Source organism: Dyella agri (assembly GCF_044904705.1).
Taxonomy (GTDB): domain Bacteria; phylum Pseudomonadota; class Gammaproteobacteria; order Xanthomonadales; family Rhodanobacteraceae; genus Rhodanobacter_A; species Rhodanobacter_A agri.
On the sequence record NZ_JADIKL010000015.1, the window covers coordinates 1 to 18312 of the forward strand.

Below are 18312 nucleotides of genomic sequence, written 5' to 3' on the forward strand. Positions count from 1 at the left end.
AGTGAGGTCGGCAGGGCCGATGCCCACCACCACCACTTCTTCGGCCAGGCCTTTCTCGCGGAGGCGCAGGGCTTCTTCCAGCGCGATGTCGTCGAACGGATTGGCGGAGAGCTTCACGCCATCGGTCACCACGCCACTGCCGTCGGGCTTGACCTGGATGCGCACGTTGTAGTCCACAACGCGCTTGTAACCGACCAGAATTTTCATGTGCCTTTCCTCAATCGAAGCGCCTGCTCGGCGCTTGCCTTGTCACGCAAACGGCGATTGTAACCCATGCCTAGACGGGTTCGAGCCGAGGGTCGTGCTGTGCCCGTCCGGTCCGGCGAGCGGGTGGGGATTGAGGCTTCGGTGCGTGCCGCCCTGCATCGGTCGACCGCATGTCAAAAGGGCTGGACAAGAGTCCAGCCCTTTCCGTGCAGGGCCGATTTCAACTAGTTGCCACGGAGGGGCGTCGCCGCCTGAACCATCGCCCCGGAAGACAGCGTCACGGCCCCCCCTGCGACATTGTGCAAACGGTAGGCTTGGAAGTCCGAGCCGGTGCTTTGCCAATCGTAGGCATCCCCCGCCGCGTCCGTCCACAAGACATCCGCTTTGCCGTCGCCATTGAAATCGGCGATCTTCGCAATCCAGTACCCCGGCGCGATAGAGCGGGTGCCTCGGGAAGCGACGGTGCTGCCATTCATCAGCCACCAGCCGAACTGATGCGTAGTGTCGTTGGTGAACAGCAAATCACTCTTGCCATCACCGTCGACGTCGCCCGCGCCTTGCAGAACCCAGCCCGCAGGGAAGTCGTTCACAAAGTGATGGGTGAAGTGTCCGGTGCCGTCGTTGATCCAGGCGTACAGGTCGTTATTGGGGCCGGTGAACACGAAGTCCACAAAGCCGTCGCCATTGAGATCGGCGAGCGTCAGCTTGTAATCGACGGCGGTTGGCAGCAGCGCGGAATAGCTCACCGTTACCTGGGGGCTACCTGGCATGAAGGTCAGCTCCCACCAGGCCACCTGACCAGTCGATTCATTGCACCAGATCAACGCATTCTTGCCAGAGGCATCTACCTTGCCGGCGCCGACCAGCGTCCAGCCAGCAGGGTAGGGCGGCCCCACTTTGTAGGCAGTGCGACCGCCATTGCCATCGTTCAGCCAGACATACAATTGGCGGGTGGTCGGGCTGGTGAACGCGAAATCGGCTATGCCGTCGTTGTTCAAGTCGATCATCGCACCGATCGTGTAGCCCGCGGCGATCATCTGGGTTTGCGATTGCACGACGGTCGCGCCGTTCACACCCAATAGGGTCAATGTGCTGGCCGCTGGGTCGATATAGGTGATAGTGGCTATGACCGGGGGCGGTGGGGTGCCTACAATCGGATGCTGCAGATCGCATTCGTTGGTGTCATTCGACCAGATGCTTTGCATGGCGTAGCTGCCATTGCCCATGACCACGTCCGCGAGGGCACCCTGACCGGTGTAGATCCAGGCGCACTCGTCCCCGGACTCGCCGCCATTGGTTGAGGCGTTACTCGTGTTGAACCAGCCATTGTCCGGGATCTGATCGGTGATGGTCTCGGCGTACTCGTGGCCCTCGACGATGGAAAAGCCGTCCAGGTTGCCCTGCGTGGAACTGCCGTTGACGGAGCCTTGCCCGCAGTTCGTGTCATTGACGTAGGGCATGTTCGTGTATGCGACGTAACCGCTCCAGGAGGCCCAGGCGTCGCTGTGCCACGCGCAAAAATTGCCGCTGGGGGTATTGAAGCCGTCGGGATGAGTACCCGTTGGCGACAGGATTACGTACTGCGCGTAACGGTTGGACGCAGCTGTCGTGTTGCCAAAATGCTGCGCAGCGTTGAGCGCTTCCTGTCCGAGTTGGTCTTGGGTCGCCTGTGGTGGCGCGGCAGCCGAGTTGTCATACCAGATGCCGGCGAATGCTGCGCCGCCGGTTGGGTAGCTGATGTATGCAGCACCGGATGGGCAGGATGTCGCGCCGGACGAGACTGCCGGGCCGTCGCAATACTGTGTCATGGTGCCTGACCACAGCTCGCCCCCGGTACCCAGGCCCTTGAACATGCTCTCCAGGTACGGCACCGCACCGAACGCGTCGCTGGACAGGTTCATGTTGCCGTTGCCGTCGGTGCTGGCGGTACCCCATTGGCTGCCGTAGACAACCAGATATACCCTCGGGATGCCGCTGGTGACGCCGATGCCGTTGTAACCGCCGTGGTAACTGAGCGTATTCGGGCTGGTGGTGGAGGCTGTGGACATGTGCGGCGCCCGGTATTGCATCATCTGGCCATAGGCATCGCGGGTCGGCACGGCACCATGGCGATACGGATGGCCGTACGCCGGCGCATACGGGTTGCCCATTGGATGCGCACTTATTGTGTTGCTCGTCTCGTAGTTGTTGCCGTCACTGCTGCTGGCGATGGCAGTGCCGGCAACCAGGCCCAGCAACGCCGTCGCGGCGGCTATGAGCATGCGGCTTTTCGTGCGATGGCTCATTTTTGTTGACTCCTATCAAAAAGGCATTGAGCCAACCGGTGTGACCGGCTGGGCTCATGCCAGATGCGCCCAGCATACGACTGGTTCAGTGCTCCTGACTTCGCGTCTGATGGCGTACCTGAAAGGCCATCTATTTCACCGCGGATTTGACGGAGCGTTGGTGCTGATGCTGGCGCGATAACGCATGTCGCACCTGGCACATGAAGGGGCTGTGATGCTTGATGGACTAACTCCAAAAGAGCCAATGGAACAGGCCGGCAGAAGGCCGGCCTGTTCATGCAGCACTAGTCGCGAACTAGCCTAGAACAGCAGTCCCTGATAACGATTTGTCTGAACCTGCACGCCGGCAGGCAGTGTCACGGGAGCCCCTGTGGCATCGTTGAGTCGGAAGCTCTGGAAGTTTGAGCCGGTGCTTTGCCAGTCGTAGGCATCGCCCGCCGCGTCCGTCCAAAGGATGTCGACCAGGCCGTCACCATTGAAGTCGCCGATCGTCGAGATTTGATAGCCCGGCGTGATGGAGCGGACACCCCTGTACATGACGGTGCTGCCATTCATGAGCCACCAACCGAATTGATTCGTGGTGTCGTTGGTGAACAGCAAGTCGCTCTTGCCATCGCCATTGACGTCGCCGGCGCCTTGCAAGACCCAGCCGGCCGGGAAGTTGGTGACGAAATGATGGCTGAAATGGCCGGTCCCATCATTGATCCAGGCATACAGATCGTTGTTGGGTCCGGTAAACACGAAGTCCATGTACCCATCGCCGTTGAGGTCGGCGAGCGTCAGCTTGTAGCCGGGCGTGGTGGACAACACGGTAGCCGTCACCCCTACGGTGCTGCTGCCTGGCGTGAAGGTCAGATCCCACCAGCCCACCTGACCGGTGGTTTCGTTCTGCCAGATCAGGGCACTGTGAAGTGATGCGTCCACCGTGCCGCTACCAACCAGTGTCCATCCATCCGGATATGGTGCGCCTACCTTATAGGCCGTACGTCCGCCATTGCCATCGTTCACCCAGATATAGAGCTGGCGGGTGGCCGGGTTGGTGAATGCAAAACTGGCAAGTGCGCCGGAACTATGAAGTCCGGCCGAGGACTCCGCGTCCAGGTCGGTCATGGCGCCAATCGAATAGCCTGCAGCAACCGGTTGCGTGTGCGACTGCAGGACCGTTGGTCCACTCATGCCCAACTCGGTCAGCGTGTTGTTGCTCGGATCGATATAGGCAATATCACTGTGTCCATCGGCGGCATCGGCCGAGGCGCCGCCAAGAAAGTCGCTGACGACACCGATGGCGCCGGCAGAGTAAGTGCGTTCCTCGTTGAAAGTGGCACTTGCCAGGATGCTTGCGTTCACGGAACCGAGGCCGGTGGCGTAGTTGTAACCGGCACCCGTGAGATAGGCCGGCTGCAATTGCGACCGCGACGTGCTCAATACGCCGTGCTGGTGTCCTGGCCGGCTGTAGCAATCCGGGCTCAATGGCAGGCAGGGCTCGTCGATGTCGCCGACGGTGACGTTGTTGAACGGGCAGCCGTTGCCCGTCAGGCCAGCCGTCTCCGAATTGCATGCTGCCAGCCCGGTGGCGTTGGGTGACTGTACGCTGCCGTACTCGCGCATGGCGATGTCGTAGTAGATAGGCAGCACATTGCCGAGAAGATATGCAGTTCCGGCAGGTTGTCCGAATCCAACACTGGTTTCCTCGTTGATCAGCGCCTGCACGCCGGCCATGGCCGGCGCCGCGAAGGAGGTTCCGCCGGCGCTGTTGGCATTCACGTCGCCCGCAACGGTGTAGGTGCAGGGAGTACCGCCCTGGCTCACGTCGGACATGCAGTAGATCAACGAGTGGCCGTACAGGCCGTTGGCGGCGAACATTGAGACGTCCGGCAGCGTGCGCGCGCCGTCGTTGCGGGTACCGTACACGCCGTATTGCCAGGTCGGCTTGGCGATGTAGCTACTGATGCCGCCGCTGCCGCCGCCAGTGTTGATGAAGTTCGCGCCGAAGGCTGTGTTGCAGAACGATTCGCCATCCTGCGTCCCGGGGTGGCCCAGGCTGCCTGCAAGCGCCGTCAGCACGCTGCTGGCGCAGGAGTCATTCCATGTCTGTTCCGGGATGTAGCCCAGCGCCGACGCACCGTTGGGCGCATTGGTCGGGCTCCAGTAGTTGGCCTGGTTCGCGAAGTTTCCGTTCGGGCCCGCATCGTAGAAATCGGTGCCACCGACGGCGACGTTGTACGGCGTAGAAGCGAGCCCGTTGACGGCCGTGCCTGCGGTGGTGAACGGCTGGTTCTGGTCGCAACCGGCTGCACCGGAATCACCGGTGGACACGAACACCGTGACGCCTTGTAGCGCGGCCTGCTGCCACAATCCGTTGACCTCGGCGAGTCCGGCGGTGCCTTGTTGTGCTTCGCAGCCACCATAACTCAGGCTCATGATGGTGACGTGGGCAGTGTTGTTCGCCAGGATGTTCTGCGCTGCGATGAATGGGCCGAAGTTCGTGGCACTATCGGCACACGAGGCCACCATGACGTTTGCATCCGGCGCCGCAGCACCGGCCCACTCGGCGTCCAAAGCCGCCTCACCCTCGTCACCATTGGTGCCGGGGCTGGTGCAGGCCTGGGGGCCGGCGGGTTGCACATAGGTCACCGTGCCCGTGGCATTGGCCGGCAGGAATGCGCTGCGGAATGTGCTGACATCGGCCGCCTGGATATTCGTGCGCTCAAGGACGGCCACGGTCTGGCCGCCGCCGCGTACAGGGGTGGCCTGAGTCCACAACGGAGTGACGCTGTAGACCGTGTTGAAATCCGCCGGAGCCATGTCGTACTGGCCAGGGCTATTGGTGAACAACGGCGTGGTCCTGCCGTCGGCGGCTTTCCAGATGCCGGCGGCGGCCTTGTGCACTGGCCCGACTTCACGCATTTGCGGTGCAGGCTTGAAGTCATTCAGCGATGCTACGCCGGCGACCACTGGGCTCAGCGCTGCGGGAATCTGCTGTGGGGTGGCATTGGCGAAATGCACGACGCCGTTGACGACGTAGTTGTGCAGCTCGGTGTGGAAGGCATTCTGCACGGTTGTGGTGTTGCCGGAAAAATGCACGCGCAAGCCGGTCGGATCGACACCATCCACCTGCAAGCCCCGACTGGTGAGCCAGGTAGTGACTTTCGCGATGTCCTGCTTGGAAGGGCCGAACAGGTCGCCGATTTGCTGGGCCGTCAGCCACTTGTGGAAATAGGGAGAGTGCGGGTCGGTCAGCTGTCGCGCGTAGGCCTCGGCGCGCGCTTCGCGCTCGGGGCTGCGCTTGAGCATCAGGGTGAGCTCGCCCAACTGCAAGTTGGCGTTGACGAGGCCGCGGTCGAAGCGCGGCGAGGCGGCGGTGATGACTGTGCCCGGCACGGCGACCCGGCTGCTGTTGTCGACGGTGGCGGTGATCTGCGCCACGGCCGGTGCCACGACCAGGTTTGGCGCCGGGAAGGTCAAGTGGCCGGTAGCCGCTTGCGCAACGGGCATCGCGCCGACGCAGGCAACGCTGAGGAGCGTCGCCCGAAGGCGATTTCGGGTGTGCATGGATTTCCCCTGAGAAAAGGCCAAGTATCCATGGCATGGGCCGCCGCACCCCGATTCAAGCATTCGGCGGTGACTCATTCCATGGAGTCTCACCTTCCGGGTAAATGGATTCACCCGGAATGGGCGCCAAACATAATCAGGTGCCAATTGCGCTGTCAAACGAATTTTGCTGAGCGGATGTTATGTGCCGAAAGGGTGGCGATGGGTCGATTTGTCGGCAAAATATTGCGACAGCCACAACAAAATCGCTATATCGTATTAACTTGCGATATTCCCTATGGCTGGGGAAAGACAGGTACTTGCAGTGGCGAGTCAATCTAGAATGGCATCATCAATACCCTGCGACTTCCCTCCGCGTTAAGCAGCTGGACGGTTTGGAGTCCAACGTCGCTTCAACTGCTTCACGTAGGCGGCAGGTGTCAGCCCGGCCAACGCTTTCTTCGGTGGCTTCTCGTTGGTATCCCCGCCGTCAACTTTCGATCTCGGCGCGTGCGTGCAGCAGGCTGGGGAATCGTTGCTCGTTGAGGGATTCATCGCGTAGGCGTCCGTTGGACGACTCGATGTAGGCGTTCTGGTTCGGCCTGCCCGGTTCGATCAGACAAAGTTGCACACCATATTCAATTCATGCGCCAAGGTGACCATCGCCTTGCCGCAAAACTCCTTGCCGTTGTCGGTGCGGATGACCTCGGGCAGGCCGCGACTGAGCGCCAGGCTATCCAGCACGCGCGTCACGCCCAGGCCGGCGATCGCCCGCTCCACCTCGGTGACCACGGCTTGGTGGGTGGCGTCATCGGCGACCGTCAGGTATTTGATGACGCAATCTTCGGCCGTGCGATCGAACACGAAGTCCATAGACCAGACCTCGTTGGCTGCTTTCGGTCGGGCGAGAGGCTGCCGTTAGACGACAGGCGCCTTCTTTCGCCCGGGCTGCCGCACCTGCAGTTTCGCTTCCTGATACAGCCGTTCCACGCGCTTGTAGTTCACCTGCAATCCCGCCAGCCGCAGCTACAGATGGATCATCCCCGTGCTGTAGCGCTTGTGTCGCCGCGCCAGAGCCAGGATCCGTTGCGGGGGTTCCATGTTGTGATCCGGGTGCGTTGGATAGCGATACGCGCTGGCGCTCGTGCCGGCGATCGCCGTTTGCTGAGGCCCATGTCGATCATTCGCTGCACCGGCTCGCATCTAGCCGGTGCGCTCACCACTTTTTTCGCAGGGTGTCCTTGATGACCGTGTTCTCAAGCACATGCTCGGCGAGCAGCTTCTTCAGTCGCGCGTTCTCCGCCTCCAGCTCCTTCAGGCGCTTGGCGTCGGGCGCGCTCATGTCGCCGAACTTGCTACGCCTCAGGTACTACAAGGCCTCGCTGAAACCGTACTGCCGGCACAGCTCCTTCACCGGCGTGCCGGCCTCCGCCTCACCTAGGAAGCCGATGATCTGCTCTTCGGTAAACCGCTTCTTCACGTCCAATCTCCTTCGGATGGGGGATCGGACGCCAAGCCACCACGCTATTCAAAAGCGAGGGGGCACCAGTCGCAGCGCTGGCCGGCGCGACGCGTCGAATGCGTTATTGTCCGGTTTCGCGTGCTACGCGACAAACCCGGCGCTCCGGGCTTGCGCGGGCTTCACGGGTGATGGCGATAATCCGCCCACGCCCATTGAAGAGTGCGGCCAGGAATGGCCGCTTCTTGATCTTCGCGTTCATGGATGAGCGCACATCTAAGGAATGCCATGAGTTCGCTGCCGCCGATCACCGACCTGGACCTGCGCCGCGCGACCGTGTGCCAGCTGTTGCACTGGATGGCGATCGGCCGCACCCATCCGCAGGCGCTGGCCGAGGCGACCCAGGAGGCGATTGAGCGCATCAATCCGCAACTCAACGCCTACGTAGGCCTGAGTCCCGGCCTGCTGCAAGAACAAGCGCGCACCGCCGAGCACCGACGCCGCGATGGCGTGATCGGCCGGCTCGACGGCATCCCGGTAGCGGTCAAGGACAACTTCGACATCGCCGGCTGGCCCACCCGTGCCGGCCTGCCCGGCCGCCAAAGGCCGGCGACGGACGACGCGCACGTGGTGGCGCGACTGCGCGCCTCGGGCGCGGTGCTGGTCGGCAAGACCAACATGGATGAGGGTGCACTGGGGGCGGCCACCGACAACCCGCACTACGGCCCCACCCACAATCCGTGGAAGTGCGGCTATACCGCCGGTGGTTCCTCCGGCGGTTCCGCGGTCGCAGTGGCCGCGGGCCTGGCCGCGGCGGCGGTGGGGTCGGACAGCCTCGGCTCGATCCGCATTCCCGCCAGTTACTGCGGCGTGTACGCACTGAAGCCCACCCATGGCGAGATATCCGCACGCGGCCTGGTGCCGGCGGCGCGACGGCTGGATGCGGTGGGACTGATCGCGCGCAGCGTGGCCGACCTCACCGTGTTGCTGCAGGTGCTGGCCGGCTACGACGCCGACGATGCGCGTTCGCGCCGCCGCCGCGTGGCGCTGGCGCTGCCAGACTGGGAGCCGGGCAAGCTGCGCAGTGGCTTGTTGCCGGATCTGGCGGCGCTGGGCGTGGAGCCTGAGGTGGCCGCGCTGTTCGAATCGGCGGTGGCGAGGCTCGCCCACGCGCTCGGCGAGCGCCGCACGGTGGACTTCGCCGACTGGGATTTTGCCCGCACCCGCCGTGCCGGCCTGTTGCTGATGGAGGCGGAGATGCTGGGCAGCTTTGCTGCGGATCTTGCCGACACGGCGCACCCGGTCTCGCCGCGCTTCCGCGAGCTGTTGCGCTATGCCGAGCACAAGAGTGCCGCCGATTATGCCAAGGCTGATCGCGTGCTCGACGCGGCCACCTTGAAGATGCGTCGGCTGTTCTCGCAGATCGACGTGCTGGTGCTGCCCACCACGCCGCAGGGTGCGTTCCCGCTTGGTGGCCTGGCGCCGGACAATCAGGCCGACCTCACCAGTTTCGCCAGTCTTGCCGGCTGCCCCGCGGTGAGCATTCCCATGGGCACGCTATCGAACGGCCTGCCGGTGGGCCTGCAACTGGTCGGTGGCCGCGGTTCGGACCTGCGCCTGCTGGAGCTGGCCGCGGTGTGCTCGGCCACGCTGGATGCCGATCCGGTCTATCCGGCGATCGCCTGACCGGCATATGCCGCATGCGGACGCAGCGGGCGGCTCCGGTTATTTCGGGTGCGGGCCGGGGATCGCGTAACATCGCCGATCCAGCGTCGCGCGCTTGCGCCGACGCCCCCGGTCAGTCACGGTTCCAGGCATGAGCAAAGACATCGCGCAGGCGCCTTCCCACCTCGACACGCTCGAGGCGGAGAGCATCCACATCTTCCGCGAGGTGGCGGCCAGTTTCCGCAGGCCGGTGATGCTGTATTCCATCGGCAAGGATTCCTCGGTGCTGCTGCACCTGCTGCGCAAGGCGTTCCATCCCGCGAAATCGCCGATTCCGCTGCTGCACGTGGACACCACCTGGAAGTTCCGCGAGATGATCGCCTTCCGCGACCAGGTCGCCGCACAGGGCGATGTCGAGGTGCTGGTGCACATCAATGAAGAGGGTGTGCGCCAGGGCATCTCGCCGCTCACCCACGGTGCCACCGTGCACACCGACGTGATGAAGACGCAGGGCTTGAAGCAGGCGCTGGACAAGTACCAGTTCGATGCGGCCATCGGTGGCGCGCGGCGCGACGAAGAGAAGTCCCGCGCCAAGGAGCGCGTGTTCTCGTTCCGCAATGCGCAGCACCGCTGGGATCCCAAGCACCAGCGTCCCGAGTTCTGGCACACCTACAACACGCTGATCCGCAAGGGCGAGAGCGTGCGTGTGTTCCCGCTGTCCAACTGGACCGAGATGGACGTGTGGCAATACATCCGCCGCGAGGGCATCCCGGTGGTGCCGCTGTACTTCGCCAAGCCGCGTCCGGTGGTGGCGCGTGATGGCGCGCTGATCATGGTGGACGACGAGCGCTTCACCTTGCGCGAGGGCGAAAAGGTAGAGACGCGCATGGTGCGCTTTCGCACCCTGGGCTGCTATCCGCTTACCGGCGCGGTGGAGTCGAATGCCGGCACGCTGGACGAGATCATCCAGGAGATGGCCGATTCGAAGAGCTCCGAGCGCCAGGGCAGGGTGATCGATCACGATCCCACGGCCTCGATGGAGCGCAAGAAGCAAGAGGGTTATTTCTGATGGGCGCCGTCAACGCCAACCATGCCGGCCAGGGCCTGCTGCGCTTCATCACCTGCGGCAGCGTGGACGACGGCAAGAGCACCTTGCTCGGTCGCCTGCTGTACGACGCCGGCATGGTGCCGGACGACCAACTCGCCGCGCTGGCCCGCGACAGTCGCCGGCTGCATGCCGACGCGGGCGATGCGCTGGATTTCGCCCTGCTCACCGATGGCCTCGACGCCGAGCGCGAGCAGGGCATCACCATCGACGTGGCCTACCGCTATTTCCATACCGCGCGGCGCAGCTTCATCGTGGCCGATTGCCCCGGTCACGAGCAGTACACCCGCAACATGGCTACGGGCGCCTCGAACGCCGAACTGGCAGTGGTGCTGGTGGATGCGCGCAAGGGCTTGCTGCCGCAGACCCGCCGGCATACCTATATATGCAGCCTGCTCGGCATCCGCCAGGTGGTGCTGGCGGTGAACAAGATGGACCTGGTGGACTGCGACGAGCGCGTCTATCGGGAAATCGCCGAGGCCTACCGCGCGCTGGCGCAGACACTGGGCATCGCCAAGGTCGACTGCCTGCCCGTGATCGCTCCCGGCGGCGACAACGTAGGCACGCGCTCCACGCGCCTGTCCTGGTACCAGGGGCCGACCTTGCTGGAGCTGCTGGATGCGGCTGATGCCACGCCTGCCCGCGCTGCCGACTTCCGCATGCCGGTGCAGTGGGTCAATCGGCCTGACCAGAGCTTCCGCGGCTACGCCGGCACGATTTGTGGCGGCCGCGTGGCCAAGGGTGACGAGGTGGTGGTGCAGCCCGGCGTGCAGCGTGCGCGCATCGCCCGCATCGTCATCGCCGACGGCGACCTGGACAGCGCTGGCGAGGGGCAGGCGGTGACCTTGTGCCTGGATCGCGAGCTGGACGCCAGCCGCGGCGACGTGATCGCCGATGCGCTGCGGCCCGCGCCGGTGGCTGACCAGTTCGCCTGCCATGTGGTGTGGCTGGGCGACAGCGCGTTGCTGCCCAATCGCACCTACTGGCTGAAAATCGGCACGCGCACGGTCAATGCACGGGTGATGTCGATCAAGCACAAGGTCGACGTCAACACCCAGGCTCGGCTCGCCGCGCGCCATCTCTCGCTCAACGAAGTGGGCTATTGCACGGTGGGCCTGGACGAGGCGATCGCGTTCGAGCCGTACGCCACCAACCACACCCTGGGCGGCTTCATCCTGATCGACCGCCAGACCAATGCCACCGTGGCCTGCGGCATGCTGGACTTCGCGCTGAAGCGTTCCGCCAACGTGCATTGGCAGCACGTGGACGTGGACCGGGCCGTGCGTGGAGCCAGCCTGGGCCAGCGGCCGCTGTGCCTGTGGTTCACCGGCCTGTCCGGCGCCGGTAAGTCCACCATCGCGAACCTGGTCGAGAAACGTCTGCACGCGCTGGGCCACCACACCTACCTGCTCGACGGCGACAATGTGCGCCACGGCATCAACAAGGACCTGGGTTTCACCCCCGAGGACCGCGTGGAGAACATCCGCCGCATCGGCGAGGTGGCGCACCTGATGGTGGATGCGGGCTTGATCGTGCTGGTCAGCGCGATCTCGCCGTACCGCAGCGAGCGGCGTTCGGTGCGCGAGCTGTTCGACGAGGGCGAGTTCGTCGAGGTGTTCGTGGACACGCCGCTGGCGGAATGCGAGCAGCGCGATCCCAAGGGCTTGTACCGCAAGGCGCGCGCCGGCGAGATCCGCAACTTCACCGGTATCGACGCGCCCTACGAGGCCCCCGAAGCGCCGGAGGTGCATCTGCACACGGCGGGCGAACGCGCCGAGCGACTGGCCGAGCAGCTGACCGAGCAACTGCTGGAGCGTATCGCCGCGCCGGTGGACGACGGCGACTACGCGGTCTGAGCGATGAGCGGAGCGCCGGCATCCGGCCTCTGGCAGCGCATTGCGCTGCCAGAGGCCGATGTGTCGCTATGGCCGCATTGGCTGGACAGGGACGAAGCTGATGCACTGTTCGCCGAACTGCGGGAGGCGATCGCCTGGGAAAACCATCGCATCCGCCTGTTCGGCCGTGAACTGGCCTCGCCCAGGCTGAGCTGCTGGATCGGCGACCCCGGCGCCGCCTATACCTATTCGCGCACCCGCTTCGAGCCGCGGCCGTGGCCGGCGGCGTTGGCCGGGCTGCGCGAACGCATCGAGCAGGCTTGCGCCGCGCGCTTCAACAGCGTGTTGGCGAACCTGTACCGCGACGGCAACGACGCGATGGGCTGGCACAGCGACGATGAGCCGGAGCTGGGCGCGCAGCCGGTGATTGCCTCGTTGAGCCTTGGTGCGGAACGCCGCTTCCGTTTCCGTCGTCGCCGTGCACGCGGCGAGCCGGCGCAGCCCGGCGACCTCTGCACCTTGCCACTGCCGCACGGCAGCCTGCTGCGCATGGCCGGGAGCACCCAGCGGCTATACCGCCACGACTTGCCGCGCATGCTCGGACTGGCCGCGCCGCGCATCAACCTCACCTTCCGCTGCATCGATACGTCGGCGCATTGAAGCCCGGCTTGGAATGGCGTGCGCGGGCAGGGGATAATGGCCGTCTCCCTTCCCCGCAAGGCACCTCCGCGATGACCGAGAAGACCGTACTCAACGCCACCCATCGCGCGCTGGGCGCACGCATGGTCGACTTCGGCGGCTGGGACATGCCGATCAACTACGGCTCGCAGATCGAGGAACACCACGCGGTGCGCCGCGACGCCGGCATGTTCGACGTCTCGCACATGACCGTGGTCGACCTGCACGGCGCGCGCGCGAAGGATTTCCTGCGCCACCTGCTGGCCAACAGCGTGGACAAGCTCAAGGTGCACGGCAAGGCGCTGTACTCGTGCATGCTGAACGAGCAGGGCGGGGTCATCGACGACTTGATCGTGTACTTCCTCGGCGACGAGCATTACCGGCTGGTGGTGAATGCCGCTACCCGTGCCAAGGACCTGGCCTGGATCGAGCAGCAGGCGAAGGCCTTCGGTGTCGAAGTGAAGGAGCGCCCCGAGTTCGCGATGATCGCGGTGCAAGGCCCCAACGCCCGTGCCAAGGTGCTGGGCCTGCTGCACGAGGTGGACCGTCCGCGCATTGAGAAGCTCGGCAAGTTCGCCGCTGCCGCGGCGCAGGGCCCGCACGGCATGCCGCTGTTCGTTGCGCGCACCGGCTACACCGGCGAAGACGGCTTCGAAATCATCGTGCCGGACGAGCATGCCGTGGCGTTGTGGGAGGCGCTGGCTGCTGCCGGCGTGAAGCCGGCGGGCCTGGGCGCGCGTGACACGCTGCGCCTGGAGGCGGGCATGAACCTCTACGGCCAGGACATGGACGAGACCGTTTCGCCGTGGGAGGCCAACCTCGGCTGGACCATCGCGCTGGACGAAGGCCGTGATTTCATCGGTCGCGCCGCGCTGGAAAAGCAGAAGGCGGATGGCGTGCCGCGCGTGATGGTGGGCCTGGTGATGGACGAGAAGGGCGTGTTGCGCCACGGCCAGAAGGTGCTCACCGCGAACGGCGAGGGAGAGATACTTTCCGGCAGCTTCGCCCCCACGCTGGAGAAGGCGGTGGCGTTTGCCCGCATCCCCGCCGGCGAGCCCGGGGCGATCCGCGTCGACATCCGCGGCCGCGAGGTGCCGGTGCGCCTGGTGAAGTACCCGTTCGTGCGCGACGGCAAGCCCTGCGAAGGCATCTGAGCAGTCTCTTACCCCAAAGCTTCTTGCGGCTAGAATGGCCGCCTGTCCCCTGACCCGAAACTGGACCCGACCATGAGCGAGATCCCCGGCGACCTGAAGTTCAACAAATCCCACGAGTGGGCCCGCGTCGAGGACGGCGGCCTGGTGCGCGTGGGCATCTCCGACCATGCCCAGGGCCAGCTCGGCGACCTGGTCTACGTCGAGTTGCCGGAAATCGGCGCCAGCGTCACGGCCGGCAATGCCGCCGCGGTGGTGGAGTCGGTGAAGGCCGCCTCGGACATCTACTCGCCGGTTTCCGGCGAGGTGGTGGAGGTCAACGAGGCGCTCAACGACAAGCCCGAAACCATCAACGAGGATGCCTACGGTGAAGGCTGGATCTTCACGGTGCGCATCAGCGATCGTGCCGAGCTGGACGGTCTGCTCGACGCCAGCGCCTACGAGGAACTGATCGAGAACGAGGATCACTGAGCGTTCTTGCTCCCGAGTGGATTGACGACGGCCGCCTTGTGCGGCCGTCGTCGTTTCCGGCATCCGGCGTCGCGGCTATCCCGCAAATGGACGGCCATTTGAAGCGTGGGCGCATGCCGGTGGCATGGTCGCCGTCGTCTCGGTGGCCCTTGCCGGCGCCTCCGTTGCCGCCGCGACGAGTCGCCGGAAGGCGTTCGTTCGATGCCTTTGCCGGTGGCGATCACCCCCTTGGCGGACCTTTCGTGAAAAATCCGGTCGCGTCCCGTTCATCTCGGCGGGACGTCGTTGCGGGGTGTTCGGGGCGCGATGCCGATGTAGTGGCGCGATGTTGACGTGCATTCCGTGTTATTCGCAGTCAATGAGCGAAAACCCCTTGTTTCATGGGTTTTCTCATGGCTGCAGAGAAAATGGTCTTGTTTTAGTTTGGATGTATAGACATCCAAACAAAAATGGCGCTGGCATCGGAGTGCGGGTGCCGCCCGCGCGGGTGCCGGGCGCCCCTTGGCGAAACGGATTGATTTGCCGACGAAAATCCATTGACAGCTGAAATCTTACGGAATAGCTTTCGCCCAAGTTCATGGGGAACGGCAACATGGCAACACCGAAATACATCAAGCCTTACGTCGAGCATGGAGAGAAGGCGAATGCGGTACGCAAGATCACCGTTTCGATTCCGCTCCACGTATTGCGAACGCTGTCCGACCTGCGCACAGAACGTCAGGTGAAAAATTTGAGGCACGCCACCAACAGCGATTTGCTGGTCGAGGCGTTCCTCCACGCTTTTACTGGGCAACCACTGCCAACCGATGAGGAGCTAAGACGAACCATGGCCACTGCCAAGAAATCCGCTGCGAAGAAGCCGGCTGCCAAGAAGGCCGCCAAGAAGACCACTGCCAAGAAGACCGCCGCCAAGAAGCCGGCCGTCAAGAAGGCTGCTGCGAAGAAGGCCGTCCGCAAGCCGGCGGCGAAGAAGGCTGCCGCCAAGAAGCCGGCGGCTGCAAAGAAGACCACGGCGAAGAAGGTCGCCAAGAAGCCGGCGGCGAAGAAGGCCGCTGCGAAGAAGCCTGCCGCCGCCAAGGTGGTGAAGGCCGTCAAGACCAGCAAGACCGCCAAGAAGTAAGCATCACACAATAGGCATCATCGACTTGCCTCCCCGCGGTGCCCAGCGCGGGGAGATCGATTCGGAAACTTCGTCCCGGCCCTGCCGGGACGTTTCGTTTGTAGCGCCGGAAATCGCCGGCGCCGATACCGTCGCCAGGGTGCCCTGCCTCTGCAGCACGACGCCCGCCGGGCTGCAGCGGCATGCGTCACGGCTTGCGGCGGAAAACTCTGCGATTTGCGCCGTCCGGCGCAATGCGGTTACCTTTTGCACATCCGCGCCGCGACGTAGTCAGGGGACACGCCGCTCCTGGATGCACAGGGGGAAAAAGCGCGGGTATCTGTCGACACTCGGTGAGAGACCATGGATACCCGATACATACTTGCCGCGCGCCGCCGCGCGCGCGGAGCCGTCCGGCCCGTTGCCGTCGCCATCGTTGCCATCGTCGCGGCGCTCGCTGCCGCCGCGTGGCTGCTGATCGTCCGTCCCTACCAGCAGCAGATGCAGCTGGATACTGGCGGCGTACCCGCCGTGTCGGCGGCAAAAACGCCGACCGAAGCCGTGCCGGCCAACGTGCAGGCGATGGACGTCAACCAGCTGCTGACGGAAGCCAGTAAAGCCCTGAAGGACCAGCGCCTGCTGGCGCCGGCGGGCAACAACGCGTTCGAGTTCTATCTGCGCGTGTTGGCCAAGCAGCCGGACAACCCGGTGGCGACCAGCGCTTTGCGCGAGACCTTCCCGTATGCCGCCACGGATGCCGAGCAGGCGGTCAACTCGCGCGACTTGAACGAGGCGCAGCGCGAGATCGACCTGTTGGCCAAGGCCGATCCGGCGAACTACACGCTGACCATCCTGCGCTCCAAGCTCGACGCCCAGCGCAAGCTGGCCAGCCAGCAGCAACAGCAGGCACAGGACCAGCAGAAGGCTGCGCAGCTGGCCGCGCAGAAGGCCGCCGCCGAGAAGCAAGAGGCGGCGAAGCAGGCCGAACAGCAACAGGCGCAGCTGGCTGCCGAGGCGACCAAGGCCAAGCAGCAGCGAGCCGAACAGCAGCAAAAGGCGGCTGCACCTGAGCAGGCGCAGCCTGCAGCGGCGGCCCAGGCTGCAGTGGCCAGTGCGCCGACCGCCGACGCAGTGCTGTTGAAGGCGGCGAATCCGAACTATCCCACGGCGGCCCTGCGCTCGGGCCAGAGCGGCTGGGTGGTGGTGGGCTTCACGATTACGCCGGAAGGCCGCACCACGGACGTGCACGTGGTCGATGCACAGCCGCGCCATGTGTTCGATCGCGCCGCGATGGAAGCCGTGGGCCGCTACCGCTTCAAGCCGGCGATGCGCGACGGTACCGCGGTGGCCAGCACCAAACAGCAAAAGATCGAGTTCAGCACCGGCCGCTGATTTCCCTGGCCATCCGGAAAAACGAAGACGGCGCATGCGTTGCATGCGCCGTCTTCGTTTGGATTTGCCGATGGCGCCGGATCAGCGGTGGCGGCGCGCGCGTGCTTTGTGCGAGGGCTGCGTCTTGGCAGGCGCGGCCCTGGCCGGTTCGGGGCTTTCCACGCCGGCCCAGTCCACGTGCGGCAGGCCGAGCAGGTTGTCGAGCACCATCGGCATCAAGCCGCTGGGCATCGGGCCGGTGGAGTTCCACAACGTGACCACGCCGGCGTGGTATTTCGGGAAGAAGCCGATCATGGTGCGGTAACCGGCCACCGCGCCGGCATGGTAGATCAGCGTCTCGCCGCCATAGGTGTACACGCGCCAGCCCAGCGCGTAATAGGCGGCGCTGAGCCGCGCACTCCGCCATGGCGTGGCGCGCAGTTCGGTCGGGGTATTCACGTCGGGCGCGTGCAGGACGTCGAGCAAGGAGGTGGGCAGCACGTCCTGGCGGCCACCCATCTGCGCGATCAGCCATTGCTCCATGTCGCGGATGCTGGCGTTGACGCCGGCGGCCGGCGCCACGCGGTAATAGGTCTCGCTGGGCTCGAACGGAATCCAGCTGTGGTTGCTGCCGGGACGGTGCGGGTGCGCCCAGCTCTTGCTGGACTCCAGCCCGTAGCGCCCGTAGCTGGCGGTCTGCATGCCCAGCGGCTGGAAGATGCGCTGGCCGACGAGGCGGTCGAAGAAGTTACCGGTGCGCGCGAACAGCACGTCGCCGATCATGCTGAAGGCAACGTTCTGGTAGCCGTAGCACTGGCCCGGGGGACAGGTGTTGTCCACCTCATCCAATTTGCGCACCAGCTCCTGGTAGGACACGTCGCCTTCGAGCAGGTTGTCGTAGGTGTTGTGCGGCAGGCCCAGCCGCTGGCCGAGGATGTCCGCTACGGTGGCCTGGTCGGTGGCCTGCAGGTCCTTGAGCTTGAAGTAGGGCAGCACGTCGACCAGCTTCATGTCCCAGCGCAGTTTGCCGCTGTCCACCAGCACACCGGTGACGGCCGTGGCGAAGGCCTTGGAGAGCGAAGCCAGCCGGAACACGGTGTCCGGTGTTATCGGTGTCTGCTTGCTTGCATCGGCATAGCCGAGGGTGTGCTCGAACACCACCTTGTCGTCGACCACCACTGCGGTGGCGAGGCCGGCGACGCCGCGGCGCGTGTCGAGTTCGTCCAGCCAGCGACGGTAGTCGTCTAGCGTGGCCTTGACGCGTGTCGCCGGCAGCTCCGCCGCGGTGATGTGCGCGCTGGCCGGCGGCAGCGCGCTGGCTTGCCCGGCCGGCGCGGCACGGAGGCTGGTGCAGGTAAGGCCGATGGCGCAGGCCAGGGCGAGAGGCAGGTATCGAGGCTGCATGTTCTTCGCAAGGCTGGTCGGCGCGGAGGCGCCGGAAACGAGAGCCGCAGA

11 protein-coding genes and 2 pseudogenes are annotated in these 18312 nt (G+C 64.7%); 8 read left to right on the top strand and 5 right to left on the bottom strand.

Annotated features, from left to right (window positions below; all coding sequences use genetic code 11):
* The 4 genes and pseudogenes from ISP14_RS17675 to ISP14_RS17690 form a co-directional block, all read right to left on the bottom strand.
* A pseudogene (locus ISP14_RS17675) lies at positions 1-207 on the bottom strand (EtfB protein); the annotation flags it as partial.
* 224 nt (positions 208-431) lie between these two features.
* The gene (locus ISP14_RS17680; protein ID WP_404542459.1) at positions 432-2492 is read right to left on the bottom strand and encodes an FG-GAP repeat domain-containing protein; all 2061 of its coding nucleotides are present in this window, start codon (positions 2490-2492) and stop codon (positions 432-434) included.
* Between the two features lie 300 nt (positions 2493-2792).
* Positions 2793-6044, bottom strand: coding sequence for a protease pro-enzyme activation domain-containing protein (locus ISP14_RS17685; protein ID WP_404542461.1), 3252 nt, complete (start codon positions 6042-6044; stop codon positions 2793-2795).
* Positions 6045-6401: 357 nt separating this feature from the next.
* Positions 6402-7503 (bottom strand): annotated as a pseudogene (locus ISP14_RS17690) (IS3 family transposase).
* Between the two features lie 267 nt (positions 7504-7770).
* Between ISP14_RS17690 and ISP14_RS17695 the strand changes: the two are divergent.
* From ISP14_RS17695 to ISP14_RS17730, 8 genes are all read left to right on the top strand, one after another.
* Positions 7771-9168, top strand: a complete 1398-nt coding sequence (locus ISP14_RS17695) for an amidase (RefSeq protein WP_404542465.1) — start codon at positions 7771-7773, stop codon at positions 9166-9168.
* A gap of 130 nt (positions 9169-9298) precedes the next feature.
* The gene (cysD, locus tag ISP14_RS17700) at positions 9299-10216 is read left to right on the top strand and encodes a sulfate adenylyltransferase subunit CysD (RefSeq protein WP_404542470.1); all 918 of its coding nucleotides are present in this window, start codon (positions 9299-9301) and stop codon (positions 10214-10216) included.
* A complete protein-coding gene (cysC, locus tag ISP14_RS17705) occupies positions 10216-12108 on the top strand; it encodes an adenylyl-sulfate kinase (RefSeq protein ID WP_404542472.1) in 1893 nt (630 codons plus the stop codon). The genes cysD and cysC overlap by 1 nt, the downstream gene beginning before the upstream one ends.
* Before the next feature lie 3 nt (positions 12109-12111).
* Positions 12112-12747, top strand: a complete 636-nt coding sequence (locus tag ISP14_RS17710; RefSeq protein WP_404542473.1) for an alpha-ketoglutarate-dependent dioxygenase AlkB family protein — start codon at positions 12112-12114, stop codon at positions 12745-12747.
* A 71-nt stretch (positions 12748-12818) separates the two neighbouring features.
* The gene (gcvT, locus tag ISP14_RS17715) at positions 12819-13919 is read left to right on the top strand and encodes a glycine cleavage system aminomethyltransferase GcvT (RefSeq protein WP_404542475.1); all 1101 of its coding nucleotides are present in this window, start codon (positions 12819-12821) and stop codon (positions 13917-13919) included.
* 72 nt (positions 13920-13991) lie between these two features.
* Entirely contained in the window at positions 13992-14387 is a 396-nt protein-coding gene (gcvH, locus tag ISP14_RS17720; protein WP_404542477.1) for a glycine cleavage system protein GcvH, read from the top strand.
* Between the two features lie 592 nt (positions 14388-14979).
* Positions 14980-15507, top strand: coding sequence for a met regulon transcriptional regulator MetJ (gene metJ / locus ISP14_RS17725; protein ID WP_404542479.1), 528 nt, complete (start codon positions 14980-14982; stop codon positions 15505-15507).
* A gap of 342 nt (positions 15508-15849) precedes the next feature.
* Complete coding sequence (locus tag ISP14_RS17730; RefSeq protein WP_404542481.1) at positions 15850-16878, top strand: energy transducer TonB; 1029 nt, start codon at positions 15850-15852, stop codon at positions 16876-16878.
* An 81-nt stretch (positions 16879-16959) separates the two neighbouring features.
* On the opposite strand, the gene ISP14_RS17735 is transcribed toward ISP14_RS17730, so the two are convergent.
* Positions 16960-18261, bottom strand: coding sequence for a serine hydrolase domain-containing protein (locus ISP14_RS17735; RefSeq protein ID WP_404542484.1), 1302 nt, complete (start codon positions 18259-18261; stop codon positions 16960-16962).
* Between the last annotated feature and the right edge of the window lie 51 nt (positions 18262-18312).